Genomic DNA, 21,664 nt, shown 5'->3' with positions numbered 1-21,664 from the left:
GCGTCGAAACAGCGCGGCGGGCCGCCCTTCGGGACGGCGCGGAGCGTGCTGTGCCCGTGACACTTCAGCCACAAGAACTGCCCCAAAATGAAGCAGTTCGGAAAATCTTCGGCCATGTCCCCAAGCAGGAATATGCCCCCCTCCGCCCCCGCCATATCCAAGCTTCATGGCTCGGCTTTGGATCGGGCCATGGGGGTGTGATTTCGCCCGAGTCGGTGAGACCGCATCTTTGCGACCCAACAATGAAGAGGATAGCGAAATGCCAACTGTGACTCCTTCGAACGCACCGACTGCGGCCAAGAATCCGACCGCCCGCGGTCAGGTTCTGGGCACCAATGCGGTCGACTTCATCGATCTGAACGCGATCGTCTCGACCGCCACGCTGCCGTACAACGCACGTGGCAACGGCGGCAACGACACCGTCTACGGCAACAACCTCGACAACGACCTTTATGGCGACGCCGGCAATGACGCTGTCATCGGCCGTTATGGCAACGACCGTATCGACGGCGGTACCGGCAACGACACGCTGATCGGTGACCAGGCCGATTTCGTCGTCATCGGCCCCGGAAACGTCCAATATGTCGGCATCGACAATGGTGTGGCCGACGGCAATGACACGCTGCTCGGCGGCGCGGGTGACGACACCGGCTACGGCGGTGGCGGCAACGACTACATCCGTGGCGATGCCGGCAACGACACGCTCTATGGTCAGTCGGGCGATGACCGCGTCGAAGGCAATGCCGGCAACGACTATATCGACGGCGGCAGCGGCCAGGACAACCTCTATGGCGGCACCGAAACCGACGTGGTCCTCGGTGGGACGGGCGACGACTATATTGAAGGCGGCACCAACAGCAACGGTGTCGACCAGCTGTACGGTGGCGACGGCAACGACGTCATTTTCGGCGACAATGGTGTCAACCGCAAGGCCGACCCCGACTATGCCTACAACCAGAGTGGCTACAATCCGGGTAACGGCCACGCCGATTACATCGAGGGCGGTGATGGCGATGACCAGGTCTTTGGCCAGGGCGGCGGCGACACCATCCTCGGCGGCACGGGCGACGACCTGCTCTGGGGCGATGACGGCAACGACGTTGTTCTCGGCGGCACCGGCTTCGACCAGCTCGACGGCGGTGAAGGCGACGACGTCTTGCTCGGTGAAGACGGCGACGATGAAATCGACGGCGATGCCGGGGCCGACTACATCCGTGGTGGCGCGGGTCTCGACTTCGTCCAGGGCGGCGCCGACGACGACGACATCGGCGGCGGTGCCGAGGATGACACGCTGAACGGCAACGACGGCAACGACCTGGTCCATGGTGACGGCGGCAACGACGTGATCTGGGGCGAAGGTGGCGACGACGACCTGTATGGCGACGACGGCGACGACGTGATCCGCGGCAACGGGGATCCCTTCTTCGATCCGCTCGATCCGTCGAACACCGATGCCGACTTCATCTCGGGCGGCAACGGCGACGACATCATCAACGGTGACGAAGGCGACGACGTCATCGAAGGTAATGACGACAACGACACCCTGTCGGGCGACGACGGCAACGACGTCATCTCGGGTGGCTCGGGCTTCGACAACATCACCGGCGGCAACGGCAACGACGTTGTTTCGGGTGGCGACGACGACGACCTGATCCAGGGCAACAACGGTGCCGACAATCTGTCGGGCGATGACGGCAACGACCTGATCTATGGTGGTGCCGGAAACGATGTCGTCAGCGGCAACGACGGGGATGACCAGCTCGCTGGCGATGCCGGCAACGACACCATGTACGGTGGTGACGGTGACGACATCATGTATGGTGACACGCTGTACGAAAACCTGGGCAACCCGGGTGGCGGCAACGACACCATGTTCGGTGGCGAAGGCAACGACTATATGTCGGGCGGCTTCGGCAACGACAACATGAACGGCGATGAAGGCGACGACACCATTCGCGGCGACACCGGCAACGACACCATCAATGGTGGCGTGGGCGATGACAACCTCGAAGGTGAATCGGGCAACGACACCATCACCGGTGGCGAAGGCGACGATCATATGTCGGGCGGCGCAGGCAAGGACCTGTTCAAGTTCGACTCGACCGACAGCTCGCCGGGCTTCGGCTTCGACGTGATCGGGGCGCCGTTCAACCTTGGTGACGGCCGCGACTTCAACCTCGCGAACCGTGACACGCTGGTGTTCGACGTCGATGCGGGCTTCGACCCGGCGAACGACATGGGCGTCTTCACCACCGACTGGGACGGCCAGGGTGATGGCCTCGACGTGCTCGTCTTCACGGCGGCCGGCGTGGTCGTTCTCGAGGATTTCTGGGAAGGCGCTTCGGCTCCGATCCAGGCCCTCGCGGCGCTCGGTGCCTATGACTCGGTTGCCGCGATCAACGCGTACAGCCAGGGCAATGCGTCCTATGACATGATCACGTTCGTCTGAGGACAAGGCTTCGTACGGGGAGCCCGTTTCCTCGACGGACCTCTGCAGACTGGAGGGCAGGCCGCGGCCTGCCCTCCTTTTTATGCGCGGCGCCGGCCCCTCTTGCGCGGCGTCGGCGCCATCTTTTTTTCATCGAATTTCCTGATGTCCCCATCTGGGAATGGCGGGAAACGTGGGTTTCCGCCATTCCGGTTGCAGGGTGGCGGACAGAATCATCCACAAGATGCTCGCTTTGGCCAAGCGAGTTTGCAGAGCAAACGTCAACGGCATTTCTGCCGGCAAATCGAGGGAATTCCGTACTATTCTCTGGCTTCTGGCAGGTTCCCGAGTTCAGTCGGTCCCTCGGCCGGCTAGCCGTGTCCGCCGCCCAGACCCCCCGGGCGGCGGCCGGCGTCGGGCCTCCGTGCCGTCCGCAGGCGGGGTTCGGCACCCTGCCGCAACGCAGATGTCATACCGATGATCGCGACCATTCTCTCCTTTCCTTTCGCCATGGCTTTGTTCGCGGTGTCGGCGTCCGGCGACCAGCCGGCCTTCGCCTTTCCCGTCGACTGCCGCATCGGCGAATCCTGCCTGATCCAGAAGCTGGTCGATCATGATCCGGGGCCGGGGCGGAGCGACTATCGCTGCGGGACGCTGACGACCGATGGGCACGACGGGATCGATATCCGGCTTCGGACGATGGCCGACATGCGGGCGGGCTATGCGGTGCTTGCGGCGCGCGACGGGCTGGTGCTCCGCACCCGCGACGGGGAGTCCGACATCAGCGTGACCGAACGTACCGCGCCCGCCGACAAACAGGCGGGCAATGGCTTGGTGATCGACCATGGCAACGGATGGGAAACGCAGTACAGCCATTTGCAGCGCGGCAGCGTCGCCGTCCGCCCGGGGCAGCGCGTCGCGGCGGGCGAACGCATCGGCCTGATCGGGCTGTCGGGGAACAGCGAGTTTCCGCACCTGCATTTCGCGATCCGGCATCGCGGGCAGCCGATCGACCCCTTCACCGGCGGGGCCGCGGACGCATCCTGCGCCGCTGCCGGCGCGTCATCGGGCCTCTGGACCCCCGCTGCCGCGCTGCAGCTCGGTTACCGGCCGACGGCCGTGATCGCCGCAGGCCTTGCCTCCGCCGTGCCCGCAAAGGCCGTCACCGGCCGGGATCCGTCCCCGCGGCTCGCGGGCCGCGACGCGCCGCTGATCCTGTGGGTCGACGCGATGGGTGCGAAGTCGGGCGACCGCCAGACGTTCGCCATCGCGGGCCCCGACCGCGGGATCGTGCACAGCCAGGAAAGCGTCGTGGCCGGGGGCGGCCTCAGTTGGTTCGCCTATAGCGGCAAGCGCGCACCGCCCGGCGGCTGGCCGGCAGGGCAGTATAGCGGGCGCTATATCCTGCGGCGCGGGCCGGATATCGTCGCGGAGTTCGACGTTGAAGGCGTGATCGAATAAAGTGGAGGCGTACTTGAAAATTCAAGTATCTTCTTCATTGAATTGGAGAATAAACCATATCCATTTCGCCAATTTGATTTAGATTGTCCAAGAAATTTTGGTTTGAAGACGACGTGTCCCGATTTTGACTTTTCCTGATTCTCATATCTGTGAAATTTAAGGAAGTTTTAACCCTTAAGTTATTCGATCTATCCGAAAGTATAGGGCCGCATACCGGAAATTGCCATTGCAGAATCAGTGACCTGGGTCTGTATTTCCCGGGTCAGTGATGACGCACGGGCATCGGTCGCCAAAGAGAACCTAGCAGATCACAAAAGCGAACATTGCGCATTCGGACGGCCATCTGGCGCGAACGCGATGCCGCTCGCCTTAGTCCGGTGTGACCTCCGTACAGGTCTTCGCCGGACGTCGGGGCGGGGGATGAAGTGCAGGGGGGCCGAAAGGCGATGGAGCGACAGGCAATTCAGCGACCCGAGGAGGTGGCTGGTACCGCAAGAGCCGTTCCGGCGGGCGCGATGCGTATTGTGCCCGCCAATGACGTTGTCCAGCTCCCACCCGGAACGCGGCTCGACGCCATCAGGCTTTCGGGCAACGACCTTGTGATCACCCTGCCCGACGGGCAGGTTCTGCTGATCGTCGACGGCGCGCTGCATATCCCGCAGTTCCGGATCGGACCGATCAATATTCCCGCGCCGACGATCGCGGCGCTGATCGCGACGCAGGAGCCCGAGCCCGCGGCGGGAACGCTGCAAAGCTCGGGCGGAAATTTCGCCCAGACGCCTGGTGACATCGGCGACCCCTTCGCGATCGGCAACCTGCTGCCGCCCACCGACTTCGGCCTGCCCGATCGACAGGCGCGCGAAATCATTCCCGACGCGATCGACAACAAGCCCGATATCGTCATCATTACCCCCGATCAGCCGGCCGGTGCCGCCGACGCGACCGCGACGGTGTCGGAGGCTGCGCTGCCTGCGCGCGGCACCGAACCGCCGGGATCGGACGAGGCGTCGGGGCAGGAAACTATCACCGGCACGATCCAGATCACCGCCCTCGACCAGCCGAGCAGTGTATCGGTCAACGGTACGGTGATCACCGCGGTAGGCCAGACCGTCGCCACGACCTACGGCCAGATCACCATCACCAGCATCACGCCCGATGCGATCGGCTACAGCTACGTGCTGACCGACAATGCGACCGTTCCCGACGCGCGTGATGTCGTGACGGTGACGGTGACCGATGCCGACGGCGACGTCGACACGGCAACGCTGACGCTGACGATCGCCGACGATGCGGCGATCGCGCGTCCCGACGTCGACGATACCGAAGCCGGCACCCGCAATCCGGCCGCCGGTAATGTCATCACCGGCGAGGGCACGACCAGCGGCGTGGCCGGCGCCGACACGCTGGGCGCCGACGGGGGGCTCGTCACCGGTATCCGGACCGAGGCGGCGACGGACTTCCTGGCGCCCGGGGCACCGATCGAGGGCCAATATGGCCGACTGTTGATCACCACCGACGGCCGCTATGTCTATGTCCGAAATCCGGGGACGCCGGGTGGCGTCTCCGACACATTCGTCTATCGCCTGACCGACGGCGACGGCGACACATCGACCGCGACGTTGACGATCAACATCGCCGACAGCACGCCGACGCTGGCGGTTCCGGGCGCGGGGGGTGAAGGCACCTTCGTTAACGAGGCGGGGCTACCCGAGCGGCCCGGCGAGCCGGCCGGATCGAGCACCGGCGACGATTCCTATTTCAGCTTCGGCACGATCCAGTTCGGGGCGGCCGACGGGCCGGCGGCGATCACGATCAACGGGATTGCAGTGATCGAAGAGGGACAGGCGATCGCGCTGCCTACGGGCACCTTCTACATTGTCGCGATCAACCCCGATTCGATCGAATATGCCTTCGCGCTCGAGGACAATGTGATCGGCGATCCGGCGTCGCAGACGATTACGGTCGGAATCACCGACATCGATGGCGATGCGGTCTCGGCCAGTTTCGAAATCGACATCATCGACGATGCGCCGATCGCGATCGCCGATTTCGACACGATCGTCAGCGGCAGCGACACGGCGACGGGCAATGTGATCACCGACGTCGAAAATGACGGCGGCCGGGACACCGTCGGCGCCGATGGCGCGCTGGTGTCGTTCGTGACCGGCACCGGCGATCCGGTGCCCGCGGGAACGCCCGTGGCGGGCCTCTATGGTATCCTGACGCTCAATGCCGATGGCAGCTACAGCTATGCCCGCGATCCCGAGGCGCCGGGCGGCGTCGCCGATGTCTTCACCTATCGTCTGACCGATGGCGATGGCGACAGCACGACCGCAACGCTGACGATCAACATCGCCGACAGCGGGGTCCGGGTTCGGGTGCCGAGCGGCTCGGACGACGGCCTGACGGTTGCCGAGGCGGGGCTGCCCGGCGGATCGGCCCCCGAAAGCGGCGGTGCCGCGACCAGCGGTTCGATCGCGATCTCGGCCCCCGACGGGCTCGGGACGATCCGGATCAACGGGATCGAGGTCACGGCAGTCGGGCAGGCGATCGAGGGCAGTTTCGGGACGCTCACCATCACGAGCCTGAGCCCGACGGCGATCGGCTATACCTATGCGCTGACCACGGCGAGCTATGGCGACGATGCGACCGACAGCTTCGGCATCACCGTCAGCGACAGCGACGGCGACAGCGCGAATGCGTCGCTCGAAATCGCGATCGTCGACGATGTCCCGACCGCGATCGACGATGTCGATGCGGTCGATGCGGGCAGCGAACAGGGTGCCGACGGCAATGTGCTCACGGGCTTCGGCGGCGACGATGCGAATACCACCGATGGCGCCGCCGACGTGCAGGGCGCCGATGGTGCGACCGTCACGGCGGTATCGTTCGGCGGCGAGACCGGCGCGGTCGACGGCCAGACCCTTGGCGCCTATGGCACGCTCGAGATCGCGTCCGACGGCAGCTACCTTTATGTCGTCGATCCCGAAAACGCCGATGTCGCGGGGCTGGGCGGAAACGAAGAACTTACCGAAACCTTCGACTATGTCATCACCGACAGCGATGGCGACGAAGCGACCGCGACGCTGACGATCACGATCCGCGGCCGCGACGACGGGATCAGCTTCACCGGCCTGAATGCCGATGGCGGCGAAGTCACCGTGTCGGAGGCCAATCTCGCCGACGGGTCTGACCCGAACGGCGATGCCCTGGTCCGCACCGGCAGCTTCAGCTTCGACGCGCCCGACGGCATCGCGGGGCTGACCGTCGGCGGCGAGCCGCTCTTCGACGGCGACATCATCGTCGGCACGTCGATCGGCACTGCGCTCGGTATCCTGACGATCACCGATTTCGAACCCGTCTATGACAATGCCGGCGACATCATCGGCGGGACGATCGGCTACAGTTACGAACTGGTCGACAACAGCCTGCTGCACAGCGGCGCCAACGGGGCATCGCTGACCGATAGCTTCGCGGTGGCGATCACCGACAGCGACGGAACGACGTCGACGGCCAGCCTCGACGTTCGCGTGCTCGACGACAATCCGGTCGCGCGGTCGGCGCCGTCGATCACGGTCGCCGAGGATGCGCCGCCGATTTCGGGCAATCTGCTCGCGAACGACACGCGGGGCGCTGACGGCGCGGTGGTGACCGGAGTGACGATCGGCGGCGTGGCGGTGACAGTCGCGGCGAGCGGAACGACGAGCTATACCAACGCGAACGGCACCTATACGTTCAAGGCCGATGGCGCGTGGACTTTCGATCCCGTTACCCGGACGAGCCAGTTCCCCATCGCGGCCGATTTCACTTACACGATCACCGATGGCGATGGCGACCAGTCCTCGGCGCTGCAGCAGATCCGCCTTGCGGACGGGGCAGAGCCGACAGCCGGTGCCCCGATCAGCCTTACCGTCGACGACCAGCATCTGGCGACCGGATCGACACCGTCGATCTTCCAGCCGGTGACCGCAAGCGGTCAGATCGCGTTCACGCCGGGCTCCGATGCGATTGCGTCGATCGGCTTCGGTGATCCCTCGGGCCTCGACGGCGGGCTGATCTGGACGCTCGAGTCGGATACGCAGATCATCGGCCGCGATGCGGACGACAATGTCGTCGTCATCCTCGACCTCAGCGTCGCGGGGAATGTCGCGACCGTCACGATGACGCTCGAGTCCAACTACGGCATGCACCCCGACACGCTCGCCGACGACCTTGCCGAACTGGGCTCGGTCGAGGTGATTGCGACCGACGCCGACGGCGACAAGGTGGCGGGCACGGTCGATCTTTCGGTGTCCGACGATGTTCCCTCGATCATGGCGGTGACCTCTTCCACCGGCGCGCTGATGGTCGACGAGACCAATCTTGCGGCCGACGCGACCGCCAATTTCGCGATTTTCTTCCACGTCGTTACCGGCGCCGACGCCGCGGGAAGCAAGGTCAGCTATGCCTTCGAGGTCACGACCGCTTCGGGGCTGGTCGATGTCGCGACGGGGTCGAAGATCATCCTGCAGGCGAACGGCAATGTCGTCGAAGGGCGCTTGCAGGACTCGCTCTCGACCGTCGCCTTCCGGCTGACGATCGACGCCAACGGGCAGGCGACGCTCGACCAGATGCGCGCGATCAAACATGGCGATGCGACCAATCCCGACGATATCGCAACGCTGTCGTCGACGCTGATCCGCCTCGTCGCCACCGTCACCGACGGCGATGGCGACCAGGCGTCGGCGATCGCATTCGTCGGCAACACGCTGGCGTTTCGCGATGATGGCCCGTCGATCGACGCGACGAATGTCGACACGAACAGCATCCTGCTCACCACGCAGGATGCCGACACGCGCGGCGCGGCCTTCGACACCGCGACCGCAGACCTGTCATCGGCTTTCTCGGCAGCGTCGGTGCAATTCGGCGCCGACGGCCCCGCCGGGGCGGGTCAGGTCACATGGAGTTATGCGCTTGCGCTGGGCACGGCGGCTGCGACCACCGCCCTGACCAGCAATGGCGTGCCGGTCACGCTTGCCCTTGTATCCGGACAGATTGTGGGCAGCGCGGGCGGCACGCCGGTCTTTTCCGTGTCGGTGAATGCGGCGACGGGCATCGTCACACTCACCCAGTTCGCCGAAATCGACCATCCGTTGCCGGGGTCTCCGGCCGACTATGCGGCGCAGCTCGTCGAGCTGGGCGCAAATCTGATCGAGCTGCGCGGCACCGCGACGATCACCGACCGCGATGGCGACAGCGTATCGGACACGGTCGCCGTCGACCTTGGCGGCAACATCCGCTTTGCAGACGATGGTCCGACCGTCTCTGCAGGCGGCAGCGCGCCGGTGCTGGAGCTCGACGAGAGCAATCTCGCCGTGGATACGACGGCCGACTTGTCGAGCCTGTTCGCACCGACGACCGATTTCGGCGCCGACGGCCCCGGCACCACCGCCTATGAGCTGGGGGTGACCGCCGGACCGAGCGGGCTGATCGATTCGCTGACCGGCGAGCCGGTGATCCTCTCGATCGTCGGCGGCGTCGTCTATGGCCGCACCGCGTCGCACGAGGTGTTCCGCATTTCGGTCGGCCCCGGCGGCCTCGTCACCTTCGACCAGTCGCGCGCGGTACTTCATACGCCCGACAGTGGCCCCGACCAGGCGCTGTTCCTCGCGGGCAGCAACCGGATCACGCTGACCGCGATCGTCACCGATGGCGACGGCGACACGGCGCGGACGACCGCGGACATCACCGGCCAGTTCGCGATCCGCGACGACGCCCCGCTTGCCGTCCATGACGAGGACAATGTCGCGCGCGACGGCCAGAATTTCGCTGACGGCAATGTATTGACCGGGATCGGTGGCACCGACGAGAATGGCATGGACGGGTCGGCCGACACTGCGGGCGCCGATGGCGGGCTGCATGTCACGGGGGTCGCCTTCGGCGCGACGACGGGATCGATCGGCGCGGCGCTGGCGGGCGACTATGGTGCGATCACCATCGCTGCCGACGGCGGCTATCATTACGATCTCGACCCGGCCGACCCGGCGGTCATCGCGCTCGGCGCGAACGAGACGCTGACCGAAACCTTCCACTACACCGTGCAGGACGCCGACGGCGACAGCTCGACCGCGACAATCACGATCACGATCACCGGCGCCAACGACTTTCCCGTCGCGCGCGCCGACACCAACTGGGTGCTCGACGGACCGAGCGGGTCGGATCCGAGCGCCACCGGCAATGTGCTGCAGGATATCGCGCATCCCGGCGCGCCCTTCGGCCTCTTCGCCGACGTCGCCGACAATGACCCCGACCTCGAGCCGATCACCGTCACCTCGGCAGGCACCTATGTCGGCCTTTATGGCACGCTGGTGATCGCCGCCGACGGCAGCTACACCTACACGCTCGACGAGGACAAGGCGGCGGTCAACGCGCTCGACGCGGGCCAGACGCTGGTCGATACCTTCACCTATATGATCAGCGACGGCGCGCTTTCGGTCGCCTCGACGCTGTCGGTCACCGTGTTCGGGACCAACGATGCGCCGACGATCGGCACTGCGATCGCGCGCGTGTCGGAAGAAGGGTTGGCTGGCGGGGTGCCCGATGCGCTGCCTGATGCGACGCTTGATACCACGAACAGCACAACAGCCAGCGGGACGCTCGCGATCGGCGACGCCGATGCGGGCGAGACGCTGACCGCGACGCTGGGCGATCCCGGCGCGGTGCTGACCGCGGGCGGGGTGCCGGTGACCTGGACGGGCGTCGGCACCGGAACGCTGATCGGTTCGGCCGGCGGGGCGGAAATCATCCGCGTCACGCTGGCGCCGAACGGCGCCTATACGGTGACGCTGTCGAACGCGGTCGACCATCCGACCGTTGCGCTGGAGGATCTCAAGAATTTCTCGGTTCCGGTGTCGGTGTCCGACGGCACCACGACGACGACCAACGCGGCGGCGATCCAGGTCGTGATCGAGGATGATGCGCCGAACGCGGTCGGCGAGGCCGGATCGACTTCGCAGCCGACGCAGGATGTGAACACGCTCTTCATCCTCGATTTCAGCGACAGCATCGACAATGGCGAGCTGAACACGATGATCAGCGCGGTGCAGGGCGCGCTCAGCCAGCTCGACAACGCGGCATCGGGCGTGATGACGATCCGCTTCGTGATCTTCTCGTCGGGCTCCTTCGCCTCGCCCTCCTTCGCGAGCGCTGCCGATGCGAACGCCTATCTCGACTCGCTCAACCCGGCGGCGGGCGGCGAACGTCCGTCGAACGAGGAAATCGGGCTCAACACCAACTATACCGGCGCGATCCAGACCGCGCTCGCCAATTTCACGGCGATCTCGGGCGCCAGCAACCAGGTCTTCTTCCTGAGCGACGGCAACCCGAACCAGGGGGTGCAGTTCGGCGGCATCCCGCCGCAGGTCATCAATTCGCTCGCCGCATCGACCGCGTCGGCGTGGAACAGCTTCGTCGACAATAATCACATCAATGTCACCGCGATCGGGATCGACAACAACCCGCTCCAGCCGCTCAACATCCAGCGGCTGCGCGACGTCGACCTCAATGACGCGCCGAACAACCAGCCGATCCTCGTCGACGATTTCCAGGACCTGGTCGGCACCTTGCTGTCGGTCATCGTGCCGTCGGCGGTGGTGGGCGATCTCGATACCAACGATGCGTTCGGCGCCGACGGCGGCCGCCTGCTGTCGATCACGGTCGGGACGACCACCTACAGCTGGGACGGCGCATCGAGCATATCGGTGTCGACCGGCGGGTCGATCGCCGGCACCAGCCTCAATGCCGTGGCTACGCCGATGGGCGGCACGCTGACGCTCAACTTTGCGACCGGCCAATATACCTACCAGCCGCCGACGCCGATCACCGTCACCGCGACCGAGGTCTTTTCCTATGTGCTGACCGACCGCGATGGCGACACCGCGACGGCGAACCTGTCGATCACGATCAACGCGCTGGCGCCGCCGGTCGCGCTTGACCTCGATGGCGACGGGATCGAGTTCGTGTCGTCCGACGCGGCGGTCCGCTTCGACTATGACGGTGACGGGGTGGCGGAGACGACTGCATGGGTCGGCCGCGACGATGCGCTGCTCGCGATCGACAAGAATGGGGACGGCAAGGTCAACAACGGGTCGGAACTGGTTTTCGGTGGCAAGGGATTGTCCGACCTGCAGGGACTCGCTGCCGCCTATGACAGCAACGGCGATGGCAGGCTCGACGCGGCAGACAAGGATTTCGCGAAGTTCGGCGTCTGGCAGGACGCCAATGGCAATGGCGTGACCGATCCCGGCGAGTATCGCTCGCTGATCGATGCCGGGATCATCAGCATAGCGCTGGTCTCCGACAATCGTGGCTACACGGCTGCGGACGGCCAGGTCGTCGTGCGCGGGGAGGCGACCTATACCCGCGCCGACGGCAGCTCCGGCAAGCTCGCCGACGCCGCCTTTGCGACGAATTTCGTCGCCGACCAGCAGCGGAGCGCGGCGGGGCTGTCGACCGCGATGCTCGTCGCCGGACTCGCTGCGGCGACCCCGCTCGCCGCCGAAGAGCCTGCATCTGCTCCGGCGGAACAATCGGTCGCGGCGACCCTCGCGGTCGAGGCGACGACGAGCGCCGCTTCGCAACAGCAGGACGTCGAACCGGCGAGCAGGGCCGACCTCTCCTCGCATCTGGCATCGGATGAATCGGGCAGCGACCGCCACCATAACGACGCCCCGACGCGGCAAGCGATCGACCGTGGCGGCGAAGACAATGACGCGACCGGCCATGCCGCCGATCCGGCGCCCGAGCGCAGCTATGCGAGCCTGCTCGAAGAGACGCACATCGATCGCGCCGAGGCTGCGGCGCCCAAGCCCGATGCGGCGCCGTCAGTCGATCAGGTCCTGGTGCTGACGCCGGCGCAGATCGTTCCCGCCGACGGGGCCGCGCACGACGTCAAGGCGATCGTCGCCGGAGCGCTCGAAGGGCCGCAGGTCGATCTCGATGCGCTGCTCGGCGCGGCGCCGGCGTCGAACGAGGCGCTGCCGCAGGTGCCCGTGCTCGCGAGTGCAACCGACGGGTTGCTCGGCGATGGTGGGGCGATGGGTGCCGGGCACGGCTTCATGGCGGGTCTCGCCGAACAGCATATCGCCGCGCAACTCGAACAGGCGGCGGCGGTTCACGCGTGACCGCACGAAAGACGGAACAAAAGACAAGGGGCGCAACGGGGGAAGCAACGCAGGCCGACTGGCCGGGACCGCTATCCGCCGACGACGACCGAGGGAAAAGCAGGGGAAGTAAGATGCCGAAGATCCGTACAGCAGCCTTGTTGCTCACCGCCGTCGCCGTCGTCGCGATATCGGGAACGGCGCGCGCGCAGCGTGTCGAGCTCAAGACTGCGGTCGAAACGGCGATGCAGACGAACCCCGAAATCAACCAGGCGGTGGAAAACCGTACCGCAATCGAATTCGAGCGCGAACAGGCGCAGGGCCTGTTCCTGCCGCGGGTTTCGGTCGAGGGATCGGCGGGAATCCGCCGGCTCGAAAACAGCACGCGGCGCAATCTCGGGATCGCCGATGACAAGCTCTATCCGGTCGAAGGCAGCCTGCGCATCGAACAGATGCTGTTCGACGGAGGGGTGCGGAGCAAGGAAGTGAAGCGCCAGGCGTCGCGGACCGACGGCGCCGCCTTTCGCGTCGAGGAACGCTCGCAGTTCATCGCGCTGCAGGTAACGCGCCAATATCTCGACTATCTGCTCCAGCAGCGGATTGTCGCGGCCTCGCAGGACAATATCGATTTCCATAGCAAGCTGGTGGCCGATCTGCGCGAGGGTGTGGCGAAAGGTTCGCTCAGCATCGCTGACCAGCAGCAGGCCGAAGAGCGGCAGCAGGCGGCACAGGCACGGCTGACCGAATCCAATCTCGACCTCGTCAACACGGGGGCGTCGTTTCGGACGCTGACCGGTCTCGAACTTGTCGACGGCGCTTCGCTGCCGCCGTCGCTCGCCGGAAATATCCCCGCATCGCTCGAAGAAGCGCTCGGCCGCGCGCGCGAGCGCAATCCCCGCGTGCGCGAGGCGCAGGCCGATCTCGACGCGGCGCACGCGATGGTCGGCAAGGCGAAGGCCGAGCAGATGCCGACGCTCGCGCTCGAGGGCAATGCGCGCATCGGCGACGATATCGACGGCTTCCGCGGCGAGACCAACGATCTGCAAGCGGGCGTCGTCATGCGCTGGGACGTCTTCAACGGCGGCATCAAAAAGTCGAAGGTGCAGGAAATGTACCGCCGCGAGCGCGAGGCGCGCTTCCGTGTCGACCAGATGGTGCGCGAAGCCGAAGAGGATGTGCGCATCGCCTGGAATACGTGGGACGCGCAAGGCCGGCTGGTCAAGGAACTCGAAGAGCAGAGCCGCGTGTCGGACGAACTGCTGCGCTCGTACCGCGCCCAGTTCAACGTGGGCCGCCGCTCGTTGCTCGACGTGCTCGACGCGCAGAACACCCGCTACAATGTCCAGGTTCGCGCCGAGACGGCCAAATTCGCGCAATTTTACGCCGAGTTCAAATTGCTGGCGGCGCTCAACGACCTGCTCGCGGCGATGGAGGTCGCGCCGCCGAAGGCCGCGATCGCCGATGCGCGCGAGCGTTTCAAGGTCAAGCCCGCACCGCAGACCGATCCGGCCTCGATGCGGGAACCGCGGTGAATTTTCCGGGTCATATGCGTGGTGCCCGCCGACTTCGCGACGTTTCGCTGATGACGGGGTTCGATAGCTGGCGGGCCGCGCCTGCCGATGGCGACGAACTGCTCGATACGGTCGCGGGCATCGCCGCGATGTTCGAGCGCCCCTTCGCCGAGGGGCGCGTCAAGAAGGGGCTGGCGCTAGACGAGGACGGGTTCGTCCCGCTCGACCAGATCGACCATGCGCTGGATGCCGTCGGGCTGCGCTGCCATCTCGTGCGCCGGCCGCTGGCGGGCTGGAACACGCAGGACGTGCCCGCGATCCTGCTCGTCGATGGCGAACGGCCGCTGATCCTCACCGACCTCGATGGCGACGCCTGTTCGGTGCGCCTGCCGGGTGCGAGCGCCGACGTCCGCGTCGACCGCGCGCTGCTCGAGGCCGCCTATTCGGGGCAGGGCGTGATCGTGCGCCACGATCCGTCGAGCGAGGCGGCGCGCGAGCGGCCGTGGGACGAGGCGGCAAAGCATCACTGGTTCTGGAGCGAGGTGTGGAAAGAGCGCGGGCAATATGCCTATGTCATGCTCGCGTCGTTCCTGATCAGCCTGCTCGCCTTCGCGATGCCGCTGTTCACGATGAACGTTTATGACCGGATCATCCCGAACAAGGCGGCGTCGAGCCTGTGGGTGCTCGCGCTCGGCGCGATGTTCGCGATCGCGGTCGAATATGGACTGCGGCTCGCGCGAACCGGGCTGATCGACGAGGTCGGACGCGGGATCGACGCGCGCTTGTCGCAGCGCCTGCTCGACAAGGTATTGAACCTGCCGCTCGCGACGCAGCGCGGCAGCACCGGCGCACTGGCGCGGCGGGTGACCGAGTATGAACAGGTGCGCGACTTCTTCGCCTCGACCACCGTCGTGCTGGTCACCGACATCTTTTTCCTCTTCGTCTTCGTCGGCCTGATCGCGGTGCTCGGCGGCTGGCTGGCGGTGATCCCCATCGTTTCGATGGCGATCATGCTCGTCATGGGCTGGCTGCTCCAGCGGCGGATGAGCCTCGCGGTCGCCGACGCGCAGGTCGACACCAGCCTGCTCCAGACGACGCTGATCGAATCGATCGGCAGCCTCGAAACCGTGAAGGCGTGCCGCGCCGAAGGGCGGATGCTCGGCAAGTGGCGGCGGCTCTCGGCATCGAACGCCTATACGCAGGAGGAGATGCGCAAGCTGACCGCGACCGCGGTCAATCTCGCTACGCTCTGCCAGCAGGGAACGAGCATCGCGCTGATCATCGGTGGCTTTTACCTGTTCAACGCCGGTATCATCTCGATGGGCGCGATCATCGCGATCGTCATGCTCGCCAGCCGCTCGCTCGCCCCAGTCGGGCAGCTCGCCTTCCTGATGACGCGCGGGCGGCAGGCGTTCGTCACGCTGAACAGCCTGCAATTGTTGATGGACCAGGAGGACGAGCGCGAGAAGGGCAGCCGCTCGATCACGCCGGAGATCCGCAGTGGGCGCTTGCAGCTCGACCATGCGGGGTTCCGCTATCCCGATACCGAGCGCGAGGCGCTGGCCGACATCAGCCTGACGATCGAGCCCGGCGAGCGCATCGGGCTGATCGGCCGCGTCGCATCGGGCAAATCGACGCTCGGCCGCCTGCTTTGCGGCCTCTATGATCCGACCGCGGGCAGCTATCGCATCGACGGCCTCGAAAGCCGGCAATATGATCCGCACGACCTCCGCGAAACGCTTCGCTTCGTCGGGCAGGACGCCGAGCTGTTCAGCGGCACGGTGCGCGAGAATCTGCTCGTCGGCGCGAACGAAGCGAACGACGCCGCGATCATCGAAGCGGTGAAGCGGTCGGGCGCCGATGCCTTTATCGGCCGCGACGCGACGGGGTTCGATTTCCACATCGGCGAACGCGGATCGCGCCTGTCGGGCGGGCAGCGCAGCTTCCTGGTGCTGGCGCGTGCGCTTGTGACCCCGGCGCATCTGCTCTTCCTCGACGAGCCGACGGGCGCGATGGACAGCCAGACCGAGCAATTGTTCGTCCACCGTTTGCGGACCGCGATCCCCGCCGACCAGACGCTGATCCTCGCGACGCACCGGATGGCGGTGCTGAACCTCGTCGACCGGCTGATCGTGATGGACAATGGCCGGATCGTCGCCGACGGCCCGCGCGACGAGATCCTCGCGCAGCGGACGCTTTCATGAGCGCCGCGGTCGCCCCTCGCCGCTACGGCACCGTTGCGCCCGACGACAATCGTCGCACCGCGCTGTGGGTGCTTAGCATCGTCGTGATCGTGTCGCTGCTGACCTCGAACATGCTGTGGGCGAAACTCGGCGAAATCATCGGCGCCAGCGATACGGATTATCACGAGCGCGATGCGGCGCCGCCGCCGAAGCTCGATCGCGAGATGGTCGAACTGATCAAGCTGACCGAAGACCCCGCGCAGATGATCGTCGAGGCGCCCGAGACCGCGATCACGCGCAACGAGGCGATCCCCTTCGCCCACGGCCCGGTCGTGAAGGCGCGGCCGTTCGAGCCGATGGCCGCCGACCAGATTGCGCGGCTGACCGCGCTCAAATGCCTGACGCAGGCAGTCTATTTCGAGGCCGGCTTCGAACCGGTCAAGGGGCGGCGCGCGGTCGCGCAGGTCGTGCTCAATCGCATGATGCATCCTGCCTTTCCGAAATCGGTGTGCGGCGTCGTCTATCAGGGGGTGAACCGGCCGGTGTGCCAGTTCAGCTTCACCTGCGACGGCTCGCTGAAGCGGCGCCCCAATGCCGAGGCGTGGAAGGAAGCCGAGGAAGTCGCGCTCGCCGCCCTCAATGGTTATGTCGAACCGTCGGTCGGCTATGCGACCCATTATCACGCCAATTATGTGTCGCCCTATTGGGCGCCCAAGCTGGTCAAGCTCGCGCAGATCGGTGCGCATATCTTTTATCGCTGGCCGGGCCGCTGGGGCACGCCGGGCGCCTTTTCGGGCCGCTACAGCGGGATGGAAGCCATACCGGCGATCCTGCCGCGCGCTTCGCTCGCGAAGGGTGCGGACGGCGCAAGCGGCGACGGGCGGACGCTCGCGGCGGCGGGCGACCCAGCCGCCGCGCTGCAGGACCGCCGCGCTGAAAACGACAATGGCGGCCGTCTCGACACTGCGAAGGGCTGGGAGCTTGCGATCCCGGCGCCCGAGGAAGCGAGCCGCGCGTCGCGGATGATCGCCGCGCAGCAGGGCGGCGACTTTGATATCGGATTGAAGGAGAGCGGTTCGTGATCAGAGCGCGCCCCTATGTGGGCACCCGCCGGGTGATCCTGGCGTCGGGCGTCGGCCTTTTCGTCTTCGTAAGCTGGGCGAGCTTTGCCAACGTCGACGAGGTTACGCGCGGGCAGGGCCGCGTGATCCCGTCGAGCAAGGCGCAGGTCGTGCAGTCCTCCGAGCCCGCGACGATCCTCGACATCGTCGTCCGGCCGGGGCAGCCGGTGCGCCGGGGGCAGTTGCTCGTCCGGCTCGACGATACCGAATCCTCGTCGCAGCTCGGCCAGATCGAGGCCGAGAACCGGGCGCTCGCCGCGCGCGCTGCGCGGCTCGGGCGCGAGGGGAGCGGCAGCGGCGCGGGCGCCGAATGCGGGCCGGGGCAGAGCGGGTCCGAATGCAGCCAGGAGGCCGACCTGCAATCGGTGCGTGCCGCTGCGCTGAAGAGCCGGCAGGCCGCGCTTGCCGCCGCGGTCGAGCAGCGCCGCCGTGACTATGACGAGGCGCAGGCGACGATCGCGTCGCTGAAATCGAGCCTCGGTCTCGCGCAGAATCAGGTCGAGCTGCTCGAACCGCTCGCGGCGAAATCGATCGTTCCGCAGACCGAATTGCTCAACGCGCGGCGCGAGGCGACCGAGATTCGCGGCAAGCTTGCTGCCGCCGAACAGGCGGCCTCGCGCGCCTCGTCGGCGATCAGCGAGGCGCGCGCGCAGATGTCGGAGGCGGGGCTGCAGTTCCGGCAGGAGGCGCTCAACGAACGCAACCAGCTGGTGGCGAAGATGGCGGTGAATTCGGAATCGCTGCGCGGCGCCGCGGGGCGCCGCGACCGCAGCGAAATCCGCTCGCCGGTGAACGGGATCGTCAACGATGTACAGGTGACGACAGTCGGCGGCTTCGTTCAGGCCGGGCAGAAGATCATGCAGGTCGTGCCCATCGGCGACAAATTGCTTGTCGAGGCGCGTGTCGCGCCGCGCGACATCGCGTTCATCAAGGTCGGCGACCGCGCGAATGTGAAAGTCACGGCCTATGATTTCGCGATCTATGGCGCGCTGTCCGGGCGCGTCGTGCAGGTGTCGGCCGACAGCATCTATGACGAGGTCGCGAAAGAGGCCTATTTCACCGTCGTTGTCGAAACCGACGTCGCTTACCTCAAGAGCGGGCAGCGCAAGCTGCCGATCAGCCCCGGCATGATCTGCGACGTCGAGGTGATCACGGGCAAGAAGAGCGTGCTCAGTTACTTGTTCAAGCCCTTCCTGCGCGCTCGCTCGGAAGCCTTTACCGAACGCTGATCGCGCCCGTCCGGACCAAAAAAGCGGGCCCCGGATTTGATCCGGAGCCCGCTTTTTTGATGCTTGTCGCAGCGAACGAGAGCGTGCGCGGCTCTCGTTCAGATCGTCGCGGCGATCAGGCCGCCCGTCCCGTGACCGGTGACAGCCTGGGGAGAGCCCGCGCCGGCCGTACCTCCCGCAAATTGAGCTGCACCGGTTCACCTAAACCGTTTTTGACTCCCCACGTCGCGGCCTGGGTGCGGTTCTCGACCCCCAGCTTGCGGAGGATCGCCTTCACATGCACCTTCACCGTGGCTTCGCAGATCCCGAATTGCCGCGCGATGACCTTGTTCGCCATGCCCGCCATGATGCTTTCGAGAATCTCGATCTCGCGGTCGGACAGGCCAACCGACGCCGCGCTGACCTTCCAGTCGCCCGCAATCGCGGTCGGAATCCAACTCGTCAGATTGTTGACCAGCTGCGACGGGAAAACCTTTTCGCCAAGCGCCACCAGCCGGATCGATTCGGTGAGCGGCGCGCAGGAAATTTCCTTGATGATGACGCCATCGGCGCCGATCTGGAACGCTTCGACCACGTCCTCGAAGGCATAGTGGTCCATGAGCAGCGCCAACCGTGTCCTGCTTCGCTTCGCGGCGAGCTTGCGGCACGCGTCGAGCCCGAAACCGGCGTTTCCGCTGTCGATCACGATCACATGATGATCGTCGTCGCGTTCGATATTTCCCTGTGGGTCGAGAAGCGCCGAGATATCCGACACCGAAGCCTCGATCCGAAAATTGTCACTCGAAAGTATGTTTCGCAAACCCTCCCTTGCGATTTCGTTTTTCGCCACCAGCGAAATTTGAACCACCTCCAACATCACCCGCCTCCCTGAAAGTTCAGTCAAGGCAACCCATTTTGTTTTTCAACGTCACTCGAACCGCATGTCCCCGCCGATCATCAAACCCGGATCGCTTGTTTTGTTAAATCGCGTTAACTTTTTCGATTCGTGATCGATTTACTGCAAATATGGTTATACAATTTGCTTAGGGATTCCATCGGGATTCAGCCCTCTACCCCCAAAGAGGTAGCGTCCGTTCCCGCCCCCCTTGTCCCCTGTCGGCCCTTCCGAAGAGTGGGCGTTGTTTAACACATGAAATGCAGAATGTTAAACGATGCCTGAGTGCGGGAGCGAGCAATTCGGTGCTACCCCTATGGATAGCTCAGCCGGCGCCCGCGTGCGAGCTAAGTGTCCCAAAATATGATCGGTTCGGTCACAATTCTTAATCATTTAGGCCATGGCCCGAGTCGCAAGCAGACTCGGCGCGCGGCGAGTCGCGTTGCGCGCGACGCAACCGAACTGGCACGATATCGCTGCCCGTATCGATGGTAATGTTAAGGTGGTCGCGTGCCTTGCTATCGCGTTTCGAACAGTCGCCGTCGGCCGACCATGTCGCGCACCGTCCGCGCGGCCGTCAGGCTGGCCAGGACGAAGCCGGTCGCGGTGTCGCGCGTTGCGGCGGTCTTTTCGGGCCGTCGGCCAAGGCTTGTCATCGTCCAATTCCCTATCCGCGCCGGGACGGCATCCGCATTTCCCGGAACGGCGAGCTGTGCTGGCGCGGGCTGGCTGTCGGCATAGCCGTGAATCCAGCGCCGCGCGCCGCTGAACGACAGCATAGGCCGCAACTCGCCGGCTTGCGGGCCGCTATAGAGACGGTCGGTCATATTATCGAGCGCCAGCCAGCCGTCCTTCGCCCGGACGAGCAGCACCGCATGGTCGGCGCCCAGCGCGAGGTCGCGCAGCAGAACGAGCTTCATATGGTCGTCGTCGATCCCGGCGGCGCGCAGCATCTGCATTTTAAGGATCGCGAAATCCTCGCAATCGCCGCGGCCGCGCGCGAGCGTTTCCCCGGCGGTCGCCCAGAAATCACGCTGGCCGTAATTGCGCTCGTCCTCGACATAGGCGAGCGTCCGATTGACCCCCTGGTTGACGCGCTGGAGCAAATCGCGCTCGTCGATCCCGGCGGTCACTCCGGCCTTGCGCAGTTCGGCGCGCATCAGCGGCCCCGGCGCCGCCCGCCGGACGCGGTCCCAGCGGGCGTCGAAGCGCGTATGAGCGACCGGGAGCGCCACCGTGCCGAGTTCGGACTCCGGATCGCTCGCAACGGGTTCGAAGAAATCGGGGCGCGAGATGCGGCCGGGTACGGCCGGGCGGCGGGAGCAAGTGGCTGGACTTGCCGGTGCCATCGCCTGCGTGGCATCGGCGGACGGAGTGCGCCCCGTGGCGGCGGGCTCCAGCACGCCGCCCTCCTGGCGCAGGCGCATCCGGTCGAGCGCGCTCAATTGCCGGTAGGGCGTACCGGTCGGCGAAGCGATCGATGCCGGGATGGCGGTATTGGCGACGGAGTGGCACGTGTCGCTATTGAACCAGCCCGGTTTTCCGTTGCCGGTTTTCGCGACGTCGGCGTCGATCGCGGCATGCGCCGCGGTCGCCACGAGCATCGCCGCCGCCGCGATTGCGGTGCGGGCCATGGGCGAGCAGGATGAGAGAAGCCGGCTCATCATGCTTCGGCAGATGCCTGAACAAGGTAAGAATAAGCTTAATGGCCCCTGCG

Annotated in this window: 9 protein-coding genes; 7 read left to right on the top strand and 2 right to left on the bottom strand. The window is 65.7% G+C overall.

Going from position 1 to position 21,664, the window contains the following annotated elements:
• Positions 1–259 precede the first annotated feature (259 nt).
• The 7 genes from QOL79_RS16215 (at position 260) to QOL79_RS16185 (ending at position 19,073) form a co-directional block, all read left to right on the top strand.
• Entirely contained in the window at positions 260–2,449 is a 2,190-nt protein-coding gene (locus tag QOL79_RS16215) for a calcium-binding protein (protein ID WP_283420146.1), read from the top strand.
• 489 nt (positions 2,450–2,938) lie between these two features.
• Positions 2,939–3,889, top strand: a complete 951-nt coding sequence (locus QOL79_RS16210) for a M23 family metallopeptidase (protein WP_283420145.1) — start codon at positions 2,939–2,941, stop codon at positions 3,887–3,889.
• A gap of 515 nt (positions 3,890–4,404) precedes the next feature.
• On the top strand, positions 4,405–13,050 hold the full coding sequence (locus tag QOL79_RS16205; protein WP_283420144.1) for a DUF5801 repeats-in-toxin domain-containing protein: 8,646 nt from the start codon (positions 4,405–4,407) through the stop codon (positions 13,048–13,050).
• A gap of 113 nt (positions 13,051–13,163) precedes the next feature.
• Entirely contained in the window at positions 13,164–14,561 is a 1,398-nt protein-coding gene (locus QOL79_RS16200; protein WP_058457064.1) for a TolC family outer membrane protein, read from the top strand.
• 50 nt (positions 14,562–14,611) lie between these two features.
• Positions 14,612–16,744 (top strand): type I secretion system permease/ATPase, encoded by a 2,133-nt coding sequence (locus tag QOL79_RS16195; protein WP_283420143.1) that lies wholly within the window; start codon positions 14,612–14,614, stop codon positions 16,742–16,744.
• Positions 16,741–17,805 (top strand): cell wall hydrolase, encoded by a 1,065-nt coding sequence (locus QOL79_RS16190; protein ID WP_283420142.1) that lies wholly within the window; start codon positions 16,741–16,743, stop codon positions 17,803–17,805. The genes QOL79_RS16195 and QOL79_RS16190 overlap by 4 nt, the downstream gene beginning before the upstream one ends.
• Positions 17,802–19,073: an HlyD family type I secretion periplasmic adaptor subunit gene (locus QOL79_RS16185; RefSeq protein ID WP_283420141.1), complete on the top strand. Its 1,272-nt coding sequence runs from the start codon at positions 17,802–17,804 to the stop codon at positions 19,071–19,073. Before QOL79_RS16190 ends, QOL79_RS16185 begins: the two co-directional genes overlap by 4 nt.
• 115 nt (positions 19,074–19,188) lie before the next feature.
• On the opposite strand, the gene QOL79_RS16180 is transcribed toward QOL79_RS16185, so the two are convergent.
• Positions 19,189–19,827: a LuxR C-terminal-related transcriptional regulator gene (locus QOL79_RS16180; RefSeq protein WP_283420140.1), complete on the bottom strand. Its 639-nt coding sequence runs from the start codon at positions 19,825–19,827 to the stop codon at positions 19,189–19,191.
• A 638-nt stretch (positions 19,828–20,465) separates the two neighbouring features.
• Positions 20,466–21,581, bottom strand: coding sequence for a transglutaminase-like cysteine peptidase (locus tag QOL79_RS16175; protein WP_283420139.1), 1,116 nt, complete (start codon positions 21,579–21,581; stop codon positions 20,466–20,468).
• Positions 21,582–21,664 lie beyond the last annotated feature (83 nt).

This window comes from Sphingopyxis sp. Geo48 (assembly GCF_949769155.1).
Classification (GTDB): Bacteria; Pseudomonadota; Alphaproteobacteria; order Sphingomonadales; family Sphingomonadaceae; genus Sphingopyxis.
The sequence above is the reverse complement of the archived record's forward strand: the minus strand, read 5'-3'. Positions and strand labels throughout refer to the sequence as shown.